The organism is Mycobacterium sp., assembly GCF_035640695.1.
Lineage (GTDB): Bacteria > Actinomycetota > Actinomycetes > Mycobacteriales > Mycobacteriaceae > Mycobacterium.
On sequence record NZ_DASQVQ010000166.1, the window covers coordinates 24,244 to 38,630 of the forward strand.

A 14,387-nucleotide genomic window follows, 5' to 3' on the forward strand; every position below is an offset into this window, starting at 1 on the left:
ATCCTTCTCAAGTCGCCGGCGGCTGCGGTCCGCGCCATTCGTAGATGCGGGTTTCGCCGTTGTCGTAGATCTTCGCCCACGACCGTGACTTATCTAGCGACACTAGCCCGTCGGGCACGGCGAACCCTCTGACCACCGGTGTGCTGGTCACCACGTAACGAATATTCAATACCCGCACCGCCTCGGCGACACGCGGGTCGGTGTCGGCTTCGTCGGCGTACACCCAGAAGATGAAGCGTTGGTAGCCGGGACCCTGCTGCACCGGGTAGTCGTAGTGGGTCCACAGCGGGTGCAGGTCGGCGACCGCGTACATCCACGCGGTGCCGTCGGTGTTGCCATTGCCGATCAGCGTGGTGTGAGCGCCGGGCAGGGTGGCCAGGTAGGAAAAGGCCGCCAGGTCACGGTTGTCGATCATGACCCGGTCATACTTCTGGCCGATCAGCATTCGGTGCCGCGGAAGGTAATGCCACGCATAGCCGATGCTGATCGCGATCGCCAGCACGGCTGCCACCGCGTACCGCGTCGGTTCGGGCACACGGCTCGGCAACCGGTCCAGCACCCAAGTCACGATTGTGAACAATGCGATGCCGGCCATCGGCGCCAACAACAGCGTGATGACCGCCGACAGCCGACGCGGGTCGCTGTAGAAAACGTCGCTGAACTTGGCGATCAGGGCCGCGACGAAGCCGCCGAACGGCGCCGACGAGTACACGATCGCCACCACCAGCAGCAGCCACACCGCAAGCGGCCACCAGATCCTGCGAATCAGCAGGATCAACCCACCGATCGCGGCCAGCGCGACCAGTGCGTACTGGATCGGGAAGTCGTTGAGGTGCCGCGTGTGCTGGAACACGGCGTCGAACAGCGCCTTCTTCTTGCCCTGGTGCGTGACGAACGCGTGTCCGGCGATGATCTCGGCGAGCTTGAAGATTCCGACGAACTGCGGCAACAGGATCGCCAGCGCCGGCGCGGCGATGAGCAGCAGTGTCACCAGGTCCGCGACCCTGCCCCGAACCGGACGGAACAGCCCGTCGAACAGCCACCACGCCGCGACGAACAACATCACCACGAAGCCGCCGGTGGTGTGCACCGAGAAAACCCCGACCAGCGCGAGCACCGCCAGGGGTATCCGGTCGCGATGCCGCAACGCAGACACCGTGAGCGCCATTGTCGGAGCCGCGATGCCGTATGCGGCGAGGTTGGGCATCGAGGCGGTGTTGAGCTCCACGTAGGGGATCGCGGTGAACGACGCGGAGAGCGCCGCCGCGGCCCCGGCGCAGCCGGCGGTGCGCCATTGGCTGGTCCGTGAGCGCAGCACCTGCCAGGTCAGCGTGGCGGCGCTGACGGGGAACAGCCAGACCGCGGTCGCGACCGAGGACAGGGTGAAGGACGTCGTCGGCGCGGCGCCGGTGATCTGGCTGAACACCGCGGCCAGCGCATGGAATGCCGATGGGTAGTACAGCGCGTCATGGGTCTCGACGTTGCGCAGGTCGCCCATGTGCGTCGACGACGCCTGTCCGGTGTCGAGGATGTAGCGAATGGTATTGGCATGCCAGACGGAATCCCATGTGCTCGGGATTGACTGCCAGGCCGCTATCCCGCGCCAAGCGGCGAAGAAGATCAGCGCGGCGCCGAGCACCACCCCGCCGGCCACGGCGAGCGCCGGCCACAGCGACATCGCGCGGGCTTCGGCGTCGCGGTCGCGGAATCGTCCGAGCACCACCCGCAACGCGGCGGCGACGCCGGTGACGGCCGCCAGAGCAAACAACGCCGTCCAGCCGTTCCAGGGAATCCGGAGAGCACCGAACGGGATGATGGCCAGGCCGACGACGCCGTAGGTCAACGCGGGTCCGACCGCGATCGCGATCGGCAACGGTAGCCGCGCGGCGAGGGCGATGATGGCGCCGGGGAGGATGAGCAACAGCAATGCTGTTAGGACTCCGAACCCGAAGCTCACTGGACTAGTATGGCTGGCCAGGCGACCCGGTCTGTCCGGCCAAGATGGGGTCGGGCGCTACCGCAACCGCTCGGCTGGTGGGATCCACGGGGCTTTAAGGTGGCTGGCATGGCATACGACGTCGCCCGGGTGCGTGGCCTGCATCCTTCGCTGGGCGACGGATGGGTGCATTTCGACGCGCAGCAGGGCATGTTGATTCCCGAGTCGGTCGCGACCACGGTTTCGACGGCATTCCGTCGCTCGCTTCCGACCACTCGCAGCCCGCATCCGGCCGCCCAGCGCAGCGCCGCCGTGCTCGACGCAGCCCGTCAGGCGGTCGGCGACCTGGTTAGCGCGGACCCACGCGGGGTGGTGCTTGGCCCAGACCGGGCGGTTTTGCTGGCGGCGCTGGCCGACGCGTCGGGGTCGCGCGCCGGGCTGGGCTTCGAGGTGGTGGTCAGCAGGCTCGACGACGAGGCCAACATCGCGCCGTGGCTGCGCGCAGCAAAGCGGTTCGGGGCCAAGATCAAATGGGCCGAGGTCGATATCGAGACCGGCGACCTACCGACGTGGCAGTGGGAAAACCTGATCACCGGCGGAACGCGGCTGGTCGCGATCAGCTCGGCGTCGGCGACGCTGGGCACCGTCACCGATCTGCGGGCGGTCACCAAGCTCGTCCACGACGTCGGTGGACTGGCTGTCGTCGACCATTCGGCGGCGGCGCCGTACCGCCTGATCGACATCGACGAGATCGACGCCGACATCGTCGCGGTGAATGCGGTGGCGTGGGGCGGCCCGCCGATCGGCGCGCTGGTGTTCCGGGATCCGTCGCTGATCGAGTCGTTCAGCTCGATGTCGTTGAACCCGCGTGCGACCGGCGCGTCCCGGCTCGAGGTGGGCGTGCATCAGTTCGGCTTGCTTGCCGGCGTGGTGGCCAGCGTCGAGTACCTGGCATCGCTGGACGAGACCGCAACCGGCACGCGGCGCCAGCGGCTCGCGGTTTCGATGCAGTCGGCCGGTTTGTACCTGGACCGGGTCTATGACTACCTGCTCGCGTCGCTGCGGTCACTGCCCCGGGTGATGGTGATCGGGCGGCCCGAAGTCCGGATTCCCACGCTCAGCTTCGCGGTCAGGGACGTGCCGGCCGACCGCGTGGTGCAGCGGCTGGCCGACAACGGCATCTGCGCGATTCCCAACGCGACGTCGCGGGTGCTCGACCTGATCGGCGTCAACGACGTCGGCGGCGCGGTGTCCGTCGGGCTCGCGCACTACTCGACGTCCACGGAGGTCGACCAGTTGGTCCGCGCGCTGGCGTCGTTCGGTTAATCCCGTTAGTCCCTGATCCGCAGGATCACCTTGCCAATCACGTCGCCGGAATTCAGCAGTTTGTGTGCGGCGCTGGCCTCCTCGACCGGATACACCGCGCCGATCACCGGCCGCACCCGCCCTTCGGCGATCATCGGCCACTCATGGGCGACGACCTCATCGACGATGTGACCCTTTCCGGCCGGACCGTCGACCGGACGTGCCCGCAGCGCGGTCGCGATGATGTGTCCGCGCTTGGCCAGTAGCTTGGCGAGGTTGAGCTCGGCGGTGATGCCGCCCTGAAATCCGATCACGACGAGTCGGCCGTCGGCGGCCAGCGCGTCGATGTTGCGGTCCAGGTACTTGGCGCCGATTATGTCGAGGATCACGTCGGCGCCGCCGGCTTCGTCGCTGAGCTGCGTGACGAAGTCCTCGTCGCGGTAATTGATCCCGATGTCGGCGCCCAGTTCGCGGCACACCTGCAGCTTCGCCGCCGAGCCCGCCGTCACCGCAACCTTCACGCCCAGCTCGTGGGCGACCTGAATGGCGTGCGTGCCAACCCCGCTGGCACCGCCGTGGACCAGCAGCGTCTCACCGGCCGAAAGCCCTGCGGTCATCACCAGATTGGACCACACCGTGCAGGCCACCTCGGGCAACGCGGCGGCCTGATGTACTTCGACGCCGTCGGGTATCGGCATCACCTGCGGCGCCGGGACGGCCACGTACTCGGCGTAGCCGCCGCCGGCGAGCAGAGCGCAAACCTTTTGTCCCGCCGACCATTTGGTGACGTTTGCCCCGACATCGGCAATGACGCCGGAGACTTCCATGCCGAGTATCTCGCTGGCGCCCGGCGGAGGCGGGTAGTGGCCGGCCGCCTGCAGCAGATCCGCGCGGTTGACCCCGGCAGCGCTCACCTCGATCAGCACTTCACCTTCGCCGGCCCGCACGTCGGGCACCTCGCGCCAGGCCAGTTGATCCACCGAATCGACGACGACAGCACGCATGCCAGTTACGCTACTACCCGCTCATTTCATACCGTTCGCAACGGTTGCTGGCCTAGAATCCTGGCCCATGGAGGGGCTGATCGCCGGGCGCACGGCGAGTGAGATGCCCGGATTGGACATTGCCGAGCTGCGATCGTGGCAGAACTTTCTGGAGGCGGCGCTGCGGATGTCCGCGGCGTTGAACCGCGGTCTGGTTGAGTCGCACCAGCTGACGCTGGTTGATGTTCGGTTGCTGGACATGCTGAACAAGTCGCCGTCCGGTTCGGCACGGATGGGCGATCTCGCCGACGGGCTGATGTCGCTGCCTAGTCGCATCACCCGCCAGATCCGCCGGCTCGAGAACCAAGGTCTGGTCAAGCGCGAAGCCAGCCCGGACGACGGCCGCGGCGTACTGGCCACAATCACCGCCGACGGCCGCGCGATGGTCAAGGACGCGATGGTGACCTACGGGCTGTGCGTGCGTCAGCACTTCCTCGGTCAGTTGACCAGACCGCAAGTCGCGGCGATCGGCGAAAACTGCCGCCGCATCAACGCCGGGCTGAAGGTCGCCGCCCCCCCGACCAGGCTGGGCCGGGTCTAGCCGTCCGGGGAGCGAAACGACCGGCGGATTGGGGAGCGAAGCGACCCGTCCGGGGACTGAAGAGACCGCGGATTGGGGAGCGAAGCGACCCGCGGATCGACCCCGTTACGCTTGTCCGCGGTGGCGTGGCAGAGCGGCCTAATGCACTCGCCTTGAAAGCGAGAGACGGCTAACACCGTCCGGGGGTTCAAATCCCTCCGCCACCGCCGAGGACGTCAGGAAGGACTGTTGCATGCTCGACCGGCTCAAGGCCGCGGCCCGGCAGAAGCTGCAGCGTGCGGTGGCAGAGGTCGTCGAGGCGGAAAACGCCCAGTCGGACGAGCGGCTACAAGAGCGGCTAGAACAGCGCCTGCACGAGCGCCTGCAGGCGCTGCACGCGGTGGACATGGCCATGCTCGACCGCTTGAGCGACCGGGTGATCGCGATGAGCGACAGGCTGGGCGTCCTCAACGACCGGCTGGGGGAGCTGGAACACCGGGCGCGCCGCGACATTTCGTATTCGCTCGACATCGGCGCGACCAGACAGAGCGCGGAATTCGTGCTCGAGCACATGCCCAAGGTGCCGGTGTTCTGGCATCCGCACGACACGCTTCGTTTCGCGCTCTCCGAGATCAAGGGCTCCGGGCTTGCGCTGGAGTTCGGCGTCGCGAGTGGAACGACGCTCGGCATCATCGCCCAAGCGGTGGCCAGTGAGCTGACTGTGATCGGATTCGACATCTTCACCGGCCTGCCCGAAACGTGGCGAACCGGATTCCCGGAAGGGGAGTTCGCACAGCCGCAGCCGCCGAAGATACCCGGCGCCCGGGTCGTCATCGGATTGTTCGAGGACACGCTGCCGGGATTCCTCGAGGAGAACGACGAACCCATCGCGTTCATACATCTCGACGCCGACCTGTACTCCTCCACCAAGACCGTGCTGGACTTGACCGCCGATCGGCTGGCACCTGGTGCCGTGCTGTTGTTCGACGAGTTCTTCAACTTCCCGGGTTGGCCGGAGCACGAGTACCGGGCGTGGACGGAGTTCATCGAGAAGACTGGGCGCTCGTTCGACTACCTGGCCTACACCGGCAACAACGAGCAGGTGGTCGTCCGCCTGCATTAGTCAGCGGCGAACAGCCGCGCCCAGTTCTCCCGGCTGCTGAGCCGAGGAAATGCCTCCTGGTAGCGGCCCTGCACCGTCGGCGCCTGCGCGCGGAACCGCCGAATGGTCTTGGCCGCGCGACGCGTGAGCGCTCGCAGCGACTTCTTATCGCGCCGCAGCAGCCGTACCCCGGTTTGGGAGGCATCGGTCACCACGGCCTGGTCGAAGCGGGCGATGTGCCACCAATACGCGTCGGCGGCCGGAATCATCACGGGGCCCGGCATGGTGCGCCCGAGCCATTGGTAGACAAACCGCTTCAACCGCACCAAATCCATTCGGTCCTTGCGGGGTTTGTGCTCCGACGAGGGCTGAATCGGCGGAAACGCGTTGGTCAGCTCGGCCGTCTTGACGGCCGGATGCGCCTTGGTCTCGGAATATTCGGCACGCTCGGCGCGGATTCGGGCCGCGGCGGCTGCGCCGCCATCGTCGAGGATCGAGGGGCCCTCCAGAAAATCCTCGATGGCCCGAATGATGAGGTGGGCCAGCCCGTATCGCATCGACGCGAGGCACTCCGCGATTTCGCGGGTGAACGCCTTGCTCGCCACGGCGGTGTCAATGCGACCGCGCAGCGCGGCGGTGATCAGTGCGTTTCGAATCTGGAAGTAATGGACCCAGTCGTCGTAGTCCTTCCAGTGAAACTCCGCGTGCCACACGCCGGCATTGGGAAGCGTCACGGTGGGATAGCCGCTGGCGGCCGCGCGCAAGCTGTACTCGATGTCGTCCCACTTGATGAACATCGGCATCGGGAGGCCGACGGCCGCGACCACCTCGGCCGGGATAAGACACGTCCACCACCCGGTGTACGCGGCGTCGGCCCGCTTGTCCTGACGCTGCTTGGCGATGTCGGCGTTGTGCAGCGCATTCGCCGCCCACCGGCCCGGCCGCAGTTTGGCCAGATCGGGGAATTCGGCACCGGCGAGCAGGTACCGCGGGTTCTTCAGGAACAGCATTTGCGCGCCGACAATCGTCGGGGTCGGCGTCAGGTTCGCAAACGCATTGAGCCGCAGCACCGAGTCGGGTTCGCAGATGATGTCGTCATCCATCAAGATGACGTTGGCGTGGTCGGTGATGCTAGACACCTCGTACATGCCGCGGGTGAACCCGCCGCTGCCGCCGAGGTTCGGCTGACGCAGGTAGACCAGCTTGTCACCGAGCCGCGCGGCGATGTCACGGAAGAGCGGCTTGGTCCCGACGCAGTCGGTGCCCTGGTCCACGACATATATCGCGTCGATCCCCGCCAGCAGGCCCTTGTCGCCGGCGATGGCCGCCACGGTGGCCGCGCAGTCGTCGGGGCGGTTGAACGTGCAGATGGCGATCGCCGCGGGCCGGATCGCCTGCGGCGCGGGCACCGTCCACTCGAGGTCGGTGATCGTCACCGGACCACCGATCGCCGTGCACTCCATCCACAGCGATCCGCCGTCGACGAATTCGTTGAGCTTTGCCGTCAGGCTGACCGTGCCGGTGCCATCGACCTCGGTGGTAGCGATGGTGCGGGCGTAGCCCTTCGCGTCCGACGCGCGCAGCAACACCCTGGCCTGGCCGGCCGCGTCGAACGCCAACCGCAACGTGACCTCGGTGACATCGGTCCACCGCTGGAGGTAGCTGGCGGGGAACAGGCCGAAATACGTATCGGTGTTGACGGTGGCGCCCTTCTCCAGGCGCAGCGCGGTTCGTTCGCGGTGGGCCTTGCCGCGCACGACGCGGGTATACAGCCGGTCGGGCACCGCCGGGTTTGGACCTGTGAACACGCCGCGGGCCGCTACCAGCCGCTCCGGCGCCGGATGTTCGGTCAACGCATGCTTAAGCACTTCGGGGCTGACCGGGACCGCCCCGACCGGTCCGCTCTCGCTCATGCCGCTCCTACGTCGTGAAGGTATATCGTGCACATTTTCATTTGGTGACTCACCTGGCCCGGAAGGAGACTAACAAGTTCAGGCAGTTCGGACCCATCAGCAAGGGTCTGTGTGGGGCGTTAAGAAACTTTGCGGTTCAGCGTTGCGCTTCGAGAATCGACTTCAGCCGAGCCAGGTCCTTCGTGGTCGCGCGTCTGATCGCCGGCGCCATAACGGGCGCGGCGAGCCGCGAAAACCCGGCCGGTTCGCCGCGGTTGCGCAGCGTCATGCGGGTGGCGCCGTCGGGCGCGTCGTACCAGGCATAGGTGGTCTCCATCGGAAACGGCCCCTGGGCGGTGCGCATCACGAAACGCCGCTCGGGCACCAATTCGACGACTTCATACGTGTAGCGCAAGGTGCGGCCGAGGAACCTCGCGGTGAACGCGAACCGCGAACCCAGCGCCACCGGCTTCGGCGTTTCCCATTGCACCTCTTTGATATTGGCGTACCACTCGGTTGCGTTGTCCGGGTCGCAGCAGTAGGCCGCGACAACCGGCCGCGGCCGGGCGATCACGGTGTGGACTTCGGCGTCCGCCGTTGCCATCACGCCATTGTGGCCGTAAGCATTCCAGTCGTGACCAAGATCTTGTATTCGGCGTCGATGTCGGTTGACGGCTTCATTGCGGGCCCCGGCGGCGACATGTCGTGGCTCGCGGATTACCTGGAACCCAACCCTGTCCTGGACGAGTTGTTGCCCGAGGTCGGCGCGATTGTCGCCGGCAACGGCACGTTCGGCGGCGACGACCCGTACAAGGGCACGCCGCAGGAGGGCGAAGCGTTCGGCGGCGGCTGGAGCGGCCCGCAATTCGTGCTGACGCACCGACCCCCGGATCAGCCGGCGCCGGGCGTCACGTTCGTGGACAACCTTGACGATGCGCTCGCCCGGGCGCGTGCCGCCGCCGGGGGCAAGTACGTCAACGTGCTTGGCGCCAGCGTCGCCGCCCAATGCCTGGACGCGGGCGCGCTCGACGAGATCCTCGTCTACATCGTGCCGGTGATGCTCGGTGACGGCGTCCGGCTCTTCGACGCGCCGGGAGGAAACACCGTGAGACTCGAGCCGATCAGCGTGACGGAAGCGCCGCAGGGCATGAACCTGTGGCTGCGCGTCGTGCGCTAGGTGTTCGGGCTATTCGCCGCTATTCGCCGCTATTCGCCGCGGAACTCGGGTCGGCGTTTTTGGAACGTCGCGGTGATGCCCTCGGTCAGGTCCTTCGACGGCAGAAACGCCGCATTCCAGGCCGCGACATAGCGCAGGCTTTCCGACACCCGAGAGATCCGCTGCTGGTCGAGGACGTCCTTGACGCCGGTAACGGTCAGCGGCGGATTGGCGGCGATCTCCGCGGCGGTGGCGTGGGCGGCCGCCAGCGCGGCGTCGGCGTCGGCGAACACGTCGTTGACCAGACCGATCTTTTCGGCGCGGGCGGCGTCAATGTCGCGGCCCGTCAACGCGAGTTCCCTTAAGTGGCCGTCGGACAGGATCAGCGGCAGCCGGGCCAGGCTGCCGACGTCGGCGACCATTGCGAGCTTGACCTCGCGCACCGAGAACTTCGCGTCGGCGCTGGCGTAGCGGACGTCGACCGCCGAAATCAGGTCGACGCCGCCGCCGATGCACCAGCCGTGCACCGACGCGATCGTCGGCGTACGGCAATCGGCGACTGCGCTGATCGCGTTTTGCATGCGCAGGATCTCGGCGTGAAAGTCGGCCCGCGGCCGGGCCAGCGCCCCCTCGGGGGCGAGCAGCGGAGCGAATGCCCCGCCCATCGCGGGCACATCCAGGCCGTAGCTGAAGTTACGACCCGATCCGGTGAGCACGATGGCCCGAACGTCGCGGTCGGCGTCGAGCTCGGCGAATACCTCGGGCATCTCCGACCAGAACGCCGGCCCCATCGCATTGCCCTTGCCGGGGCCGATCAGCGTCACCTGCGCGACCTGGTCCTTGGTCTCGACGGTGACGGATTCGTATGGAGCGCCCATGAACAAACAGGCTAGCCAACGGCGCGGCTAGCGTGGCGGTGCACCCGTCAGCACCTCCTTTACGGTGCTGTCGGGCATGAACTGACACATCGTCGTGGCCATCGACTGGGCGAAATCGGGGCCGAGCATGCCAAATGGGCTGTCCTTCTGTTCGTCGAGAATGGCCTTGACGACCGCACGGCGGGTCGCGTCGTCTAAGCCGGAGAAGTTTTTGCATGTCATCGCCGTCGCGTTGGGTGGCGGGGGAACCTCGGAGGTCGGTGAAGGTCTCCTGGTGGGCGGCAACGCGGTTGGCCGCGACGTCGTCGTCGACGGCCGCGCGGATATCGGCGGGCCGGGTTCCGTCGTCATCGCGACCGTGCCGCCGGTGGTGCGCTGACAACCTGTGGCGACGCCGAGGCAGATGACCACGGCGGCGATGACGCGCAGATGAGTCCGCATCTGCGCAACGATAGGCCCGCGGCCCGCGTACCGTGGCGACATGACCATGGCATCTGGGCCCGATGCCCGGCCGACCGACGAGCTGGCCTGCGCGGAGGCCACGTTGGCCGTGCTGCGGACCGTGCTGCATCCGATTCCCAACGACGACCTGTCCAAGCCGACCCCGTGCCGACGGTTCAACCTCGCGGAGTTGACCGATCACCTGATGAATTCCATCAGGACGATCGGCGGCGCGGCGGGAGCCGAGTTCCCGCCGAGGGACGAAACCGATTCGGTGGAGCGACAAATCGTGCTTGCCGCCCGGCCGGCATTGGACGCCTGGCACGACCGCGGCCTTGAGAGCACCGTGACGTTGGGCCCCAACGAGTCACCGGCGAGAGTATTCGCCGGAATCCTGTCGATCGAATTCCTCGTCCACGCCTGGGATTACGCGATCGCGACCGGGCAGACGGTGAACGCGTCGGACGCGCTGGCCGATTATGTGCTCGGGTTGGCGCAAAAGATCATCACGCCGCAGGGCCGCGGCAATGTTGGCTTCGACGAGCCGGTTCCGGTGTCCGACGATGCCAGTGTGCTAGACCGGCTGATCGCATTCACCGGCCGGCAACCGGTGAGCTAATCGCGCACGGCGTCCGTCATTGGGCAGCTGCCGATCCAGCGATCCAACGTCGGGCGAAAGCGATGAACGCGTCGTTCTCGTGCGGTGCGCCGATCGTGACCCGCACGCCGTCCTGACCGTATGGGCGCACGATCAGCCGGTTGCTGGCGGCCTCGGAGACAAAGTCGAGGGTGCGCCCGGGCAGCGGCAGCCACACGAAATTGGCCTGCGACGGGGGCAGCCGGTAGCCGGCGTCGCGCAGCGCGGCGCTCACCCGGTTGCGTTCGGAGACGACGGCGTCGGTGCGGGCCAACAGCTCGTCGGCGGCGTCCAGCGACGCGATCGCGGCGGCCTGCGAAATGCTGGTGGCGCTGAACGGCACATAGGCCTTACCCAAAGTGGTGATGACGTGCGGGTCGCCGACCGCATAGCCGATCCGCAGCCCGGCCAGCCCGTAGGCCTTCGAAAACGTGCGCAGCACAACAACATTGCTGTGGGACCGGACCAGCCCGAAGCTGTCCGGCAGCATCCCGTCCCGGATGTATTCGACGTAGGCCTCGTCGAGCGCGATCAGAATCTGCGACGGCACCGCGTCGACGAAGCGGGCAAGTGCGTCGGGGTCGACGACCGTGCTGGTGGGGTTGTTCGGGCTGCAGACAAAGATCAGTCGGGTGCGGGCGGTGACCGCGGCCAGCATCGCGTCGAGGTCGTACGTGTGATCCCTCAGCGGCACCTGCACGGGGGTGGCGCCGGCAAGCCGAACCTGCAGCGGATACACCTCGAAGCTGCGCCAGCCGAACACCACCTCGTCGCCGACCGTGGACGTGATCTGGATCAGCTGCTGACACAGGCTCACGGACCCGCAGCCGACAGAGATGTGCTCGGGCGGGAAATCCACATGCTCGGCCAGACGCTCCCGCAGCTCGACATAGCCGTTGTCCGGATAGCGGTTGGCCGCGTCGGTGGCCTTCTCGATAGCCGCCCGCACGCTGGGCAACGGCCCGTGCACGGTTTCGTTGCTGGCGATCTTGATCGCTCCCGGCACCGTCTTGCCCGGCGTGTAGGCCGGGAGATCGGCCAGCTCCGGGCGTAGACGGGGAGTCACTTGACCAGCATAGGTAGCCCGCGCGGACGCCTTTGCCTTCGGTAGTTGTTGCTGTGTACGCTGTGCGCTCGGCGGTTTTCCCTGGGGCAGAAGCGCAGCGACCGGGGAAGGGCCGGGCCCAGCGCTCGGGTCCGGTACCCTCGGGAAGGTTCAGGAGGCGTGCCAGAGCGGCCGAATGGGGCTCACTGCTAATGAGTTGTCCCCCTCAAAGGGGACCGGAGGTTCAAATCCTCTCGCCTCCGCCGGTCCACAATCGAATAAGGCCAAGCGCCCGTAGCTCAACGGATAGAGCATCTGACTACGGATCAGAAGGTTGGGGGTTCGAATCCCTTCGGGCGCGCTCGCAGGTCAGGGGTTGTTTCTGTCACTCTGGAGGCACCTCTGTTGGTCGTTTGACGACACTTTTGACGACAGTAACCAATCCGCTGGCCCTGTGCGATTCCGGTTCATGCTTGACATTTCAGTTCCGGCTGCTGGTTTACGGTTCCGGGACGCGGTTCCGGTAGGTCCGCGACAACAGTTCCGGTAGGTGCTTTACACCCGGGTTCGTTGCGGCCGGTGAGCTGTGGCTTCTTTCGTGGTCGTGGATCGACTGCGGAAGGGGCCGGCATGTTGCGGGAGTTGCGGGTGTCCGAGATGCGTTATCGGGCGGTGCTCGAGGTGCTGGATGGGGCGGTGATCAGCGCTGTTGCCCGCCGCTATGGGGTGTCGCGCCAGACTGTGCACGCCTGGCTGCGCCGGTATGCGCGCGAGGGGGCGGTGCTGAATTTAGAGGATCGCTCGTCGCGTCCGCACGGGTGTCCGCATCAGATGGCCCCGGAGCTGGAGGCGCGGGTGTTGGTGTTGCGCGATGCCCACCCGCGCTGGGGTCCGACGCGGATCGCCTACGAGCTGGAGCGCGAGGGTGTGGTGGCGGTGCCGGGTCGCTCCAGTGTGTATCGGGCGCTGGTGCGCAATGGGCGTATCGACCCGGCCCGGCGGCGTCGGCGGCGCAGTGACTACAAGCGCTGGGAGCGGGGCCGGCCGATGGAGCTGTGGCAGATGGACGTGGTCGGCGGCGTTCATCTGAGCGACGGCGCCGAGGTCAAGGTGATCACCGGCATCGACGACAACTCGCGGTTCGTCGTCTCGGCGAAGGTGGTGGCGCGGGCCACCGCCCGCCCGGTGTGTGAGGCGCTGCTGGAGGCGCTGGGCCGCCACGGGGTGCCCGAGCAGATCCTCACTGATAACGGGAAGGTGTTCACGGGGCGGTTCGGGCCGGGTGGCTCCTGTTCGGAGGTGTTGTTTGATCAGGTCTGCGCCGAGAACGGGATCCGGCATTTGTTGACCGCGCCGCGCTCGCCGACCACGACGGGAAAGGTTGAGCGGCTTCACAAGACGATGCGCGCGGAGTTTTTCACCGACGCCGACCGCGGGTTCGCCACCCTCGCCGAGCTGCAGGCAGCCCTGGATGGGTGGGTGGTCCACTACAACACCGAGCGTCCGCATCAGTCGCTGGGGATGCGCCCACCGGCCGAACGGTTCGCGTTGGCTCCCGCCGGCCCCGACCCGCAGGTGGCCGACCCTATCGCCGCGGTCGTCGCGGCGAGGCAGGCTGCGACCCGCTGGCCGGATCTGCGCCACGCCGGGGTGCAGCGCTGGGTGGATCAGCGCGGCTCGATCCGCTTGGCGGGCTTCGGGTATCGGGTGCCCATCGTGCTGGCCGGCGAACCGGTGCAGGCGGTGGTCGCCGACAACCTGGTGCAGATCTTCCACCACGATGTGCTGGTCGCCTCCCATGTGCAGCGCCGTAAGCCCGACACCGCAGCTGCGGCACTGCGCCAGGGCCGGCGCACTCCCCGGGCCGCGAGCACCGGGATCGTGGTCACCCGCATCGTCGATGCCAGCGGACAGGTGTCGTTCGCCGGAACCATGTACCGGGCCGGACGAGCTTGGCGGGGAAAAGAAGTCGAGGTTTGCATCGTCGCCGGCTCGGTGCAGATGACCTATCAGGGCACGATGGTGCGCACCCAACCCATCCGCCACGACCGGACCAAGGAACACGGCGCTTACGCCACCCCCCATGGCCGGCCCCGCAAACCGCGACAGGATGCACCGGACCGTGCCGGCGTCAAGGCCACGCCGCTACGCGGTCGGCCCGAAGGCCGAGCCTTGACCCCCGCCCGGTAATCCGGCGCGCACCGCCCATAGCCGGGGCCGGCCAGGGAAGCCCACCGCATCTGTAAAGCAGCTACCGGAACTCATTCGTCAAGCGGGTACCGGAACTTGACAGATCCATCGCTGATTCGGTGCATCGGCAACCGCATTCTTGGGCAATCACCAGACGCGGCGGACGGCGTCAAGCGCGTAGGCGGGATCGGAGTCATGGGAGACACCGCACCAAGACGACGCCGACCTGCTGACCTGTCATC

General features: G+C 67.1%; 13 protein-coding genes and 3 tRNA genes. 9 read left to right on the forward strand and 7 right to left on the reverse strand.

What is annotated here, in order from left to right; translation table 11 throughout:
- Positions 1–7: 7 nt before the first annotated feature.
- On the reverse strand, positions 8–1,957 hold the full coding sequence (locus VE759_RS19635) for a DUF6541 family protein (protein WP_324935531.1): 1,950 nt from the start codon (positions 1,955–1,957) through the stop codon (positions 8–10).
- 108 nt (positions 1,958–2,065) lie between these two features.
- On the opposite strand from VE759_RS19635, the gene VE759_RS19640 reads away from it, so the two are divergent.
- Entirely contained in the window at positions 2,066–3,262 is a 1,197-nt protein-coding gene (locus tag VE759_RS19640) for a cysteine desulfurase-like protein (RefSeq protein WP_324935533.1), read from the forward strand.
- 5 nt (positions 3,263–3,267) lie between these two features.
- Here VE759_RS19640 and VE759_RS19645 read toward each other — a convergent pair whose 3' ends face one another.
- On the reverse strand, positions 3,268–4,245 hold the full coding sequence (locus tag VE759_RS19645) for an NAD(P)H-quinone oxidoreductase (protein WP_324935535.1): 978 nt from the start codon (positions 4,243–4,245) through the stop codon (positions 3,268–3,270).
- A gap of 67 nt (positions 4,246–4,312) precedes the next feature.
- Here VE759_RS19645 and VE759_RS19650 point away from each other — a divergent pair, with 67 nt between their 5' ends.
- The 3 genes from VE759_RS19650 to VE759_RS19660 all read left to right on the forward strand — a co-directional run bounded on the left by VE759_RS19650 (position 4,313) and on the right by VE759_RS19660 (position 5,927).
- Positions 4,313–4,825 carry a MarR family winged helix-turn-helix transcriptional regulator gene (locus VE759_RS19650; RefSeq protein ID WP_324935537.1) on the forward strand — a complete coding sequence of 171 codons (513 nt, stop codon included), beginning with the start codon at positions 4,313–4,315 and terminating at the stop codon, positions 4,823–4,825.
- A gap of 119 nt (positions 4,826–4,944) precedes the next feature.
- A tRNA-Ser gene (locus tag VE759_RS19655) sits at positions 4,945–5,031 on the forward strand.
- A 26-nt stretch (positions 5,032–5,057) separates the two neighbouring features.
- The gene (locus VE759_RS19660; protein WP_324935539.1) at positions 5,058–5,927 is read left to right on the forward strand and encodes a class I SAM-dependent methyltransferase; all 870 of its coding nucleotides are present in this window, start codon (positions 5,058–5,060) and stop codon (positions 5,925–5,927) included.
- Here VE759_RS19660 and VE759_RS19665 read toward each other — a convergent pair.
- Together VE759_RS19665 and VE759_RS19670 are read right to left on the reverse strand one after the other, a co-directional pair.
- Positions 5,924–7,819 carry a glycosyltransferase gene (locus VE759_RS19665; protein WP_324935541.1) on the reverse strand — a complete coding sequence of 632 codons (1,896 nt, stop codon included), beginning with the start codon at positions 7,817–7,819 and terminating at the stop codon, positions 5,924–5,926. The genes VE759_RS19660 and VE759_RS19665 overlap by 4 nt on opposite strands.
- A gap of 136 nt (positions 7,820–7,955) precedes the next feature.
- The gene (locus VE759_RS19670; RefSeq protein ID WP_324935543.1) at positions 7,956–8,402 is read right to left on the reverse strand and encodes an SRPBCC family protein; all 447 of its coding nucleotides are present in this window, start codon (positions 8,400–8,402) and stop codon (positions 7,956–7,958) included.
- 30 nt (positions 8,403–8,432) lie between these two features.
- Here VE759_RS19670 and VE759_RS19675 point away from each other — a divergent pair, with 30 nt between their 5' ends.
- The gene (locus VE759_RS19675; protein ID WP_324935545.1) at positions 8,433–8,975 is read left to right on the forward strand and encodes a dihydrofolate reductase family protein; all 543 of its coding nucleotides are present in this window, start codon (positions 8,433–8,435) and stop codon (positions 8,973–8,975) included.
- A 29-nt stretch (positions 8,976–9,004) separates the two neighbouring features.
- Here the strand turns inward: VE759_RS19675 and VE759_RS19680 are convergent, their stop codons facing one another.
- Together VE759_RS19680 and VE759_RS19685 are read right to left on the reverse strand one after the other, a co-directional pair.
- The gene (locus VE759_RS19680; protein ID WP_324935547.1) at positions 9,005–9,832 is read right to left on the reverse strand and encodes a crotonase/enoyl-CoA hydratase family protein; all 828 of its coding nucleotides are present in this window, start codon (positions 9,830–9,832) and stop codon (positions 9,005–9,007) included.
- Between the two features lie 27 nt (positions 9,833–9,859).
- A complete protein-coding gene (locus tag VE759_RS19685; protein WP_324935549.1) occupies positions 9,860–10,273 on the reverse strand; it encodes a hypothetical protein in 414 nt (137 codons plus the stop codon).
- A 46-nt stretch (positions 10,274–10,319) separates the two neighbouring features.
- Between VE759_RS19685 and VE759_RS19690 the strand changes: the two genes are divergently transcribed.
- Entirely contained in the window at positions 10,320–10,892 is a 573-nt protein-coding gene (locus VE759_RS19690; protein WP_324935561.1) for a TIGR03086 family metal-binding protein, read from the forward strand.
- 16 nt (positions 10,893–10,908) lie between these two features.
- Here the strand turns inward: VE759_RS19690 and VE759_RS19695 are convergent, their stop codons facing one another.
- Positions 10,909–11,976 carry a pyridoxal phosphate-dependent aminotransferase gene (locus VE759_RS19695; protein ID WP_324935551.1) on the reverse strand — a complete coding sequence of 356 codons (1,068 nt, stop codon included), beginning with the start codon at positions 11,974–11,976 and terminating at the stop codon, positions 10,909–10,911.
- A gap of 153 nt (positions 11,977–12,129) precedes the next feature.
- Here VE759_RS19695 and VE759_RS19700 point away from each other — a divergent pair.
- The 3 genes from VE759_RS19700 to VE759_RS19710 all read left to right on the forward strand — a co-directional run bounded on the left by VE759_RS19700 (position 12,130) and on the right by VE759_RS19710 (position 14,145).
- A tRNA-Ser gene (locus tag VE759_RS19700) sits at positions 12,130–12,218 on the forward strand.
- Positions 12,219–12,243: 25 nt separating this feature from the next.
- Positions 12,244–12,316 (forward strand) — tRNA-Arg (locus VE759_RS19705).
- Between the two features lie 269 nt (positions 12,317–12,585).
- Entirely contained in the window at positions 12,586–14,145 is a 1,560-nt protein-coding gene (locus tag VE759_RS19710; protein WP_324935553.1) for an IS481 family transposase, read from the forward strand.
- Positions 14,146–14,387: the final 242 nt, after the last annotated feature.

What these genes read in the sequence shown, in the direction of transcription:
- VE759_RS19640 (WP_324935533.1), top strand. Translation starts at nt 2,066, where the DNA reads ATGGCATACGACGTCGCCCGGGTGCGTGGCCTGCATCCTTCGCTGGGC.
- VE759_RS19645 (WP_324935535.1), bottom strand. Translation starts at nt 4,245, where the DNA reads ATGCGTGCTGTCGTCGTCGATTCGGTGGATCAACTGGCCTGGCGCGAG.
- VE759_RS19650 (WP_324935537.1), top strand. Translation starts at nt 4,313, where the DNA reads ATGGAGGGGCTGATCGCCGGGCGCACGGCGAGTGAGATGCCCGGATTG.
- VE759_RS19660 (WP_324935539.1), top strand. Translation starts at nt 5,058, where the DNA reads ATGCTCGACCGGCTCAAGGCCGCGGCCCGGCAGAAGCTGCAGCGTGCG.
- VE759_RS19665 (WP_324935541.1), bottom strand. Translation starts at nt 7,819, where the DNA reads ATGAGCGAGAGCGGACCGGTCGGGGCGGTCCCGGTCAGCCCCGAAGTG.
- VE759_RS19670 (WP_324935543.1), bottom strand. Translation starts at nt 8,402, where the DNA reads ATGGCAACGGCGGACGCCGAAGTCCACACCGTGATCGCCCGGCCGCGG.
- VE759_RS19680 (WP_324935547.1), bottom strand. Translation starts at nt 9,832, where the DNA reads ATGGGCGCTCCATACGAATCCGTCACCGTCGAGACCAAGGACCAGGTC.
- VE759_RS19685 (WP_324935549.1), bottom strand. Translation starts at nt 10,273, where the DNA reads ATGCGGACTCATCTGCGCGTCATCGCCGCCGTGGTCATCTGCCTCGGC.
- VE759_RS19690 (WP_324935561.1), top strand. Translation starts at nt 10,320, where the DNA reads ATGGCATCTGGGCCCGATGCCCGGCCGACCGACGAGCTGGCCTGCGCG.
- VE759_RS19710 (WP_324935553.1), top strand. Translation starts at nt 12,586, where the DNA reads ATGTTGCGGGAGTTGCGGGTGTCCGAGATGCGTTATCGGGCGGTGCTC.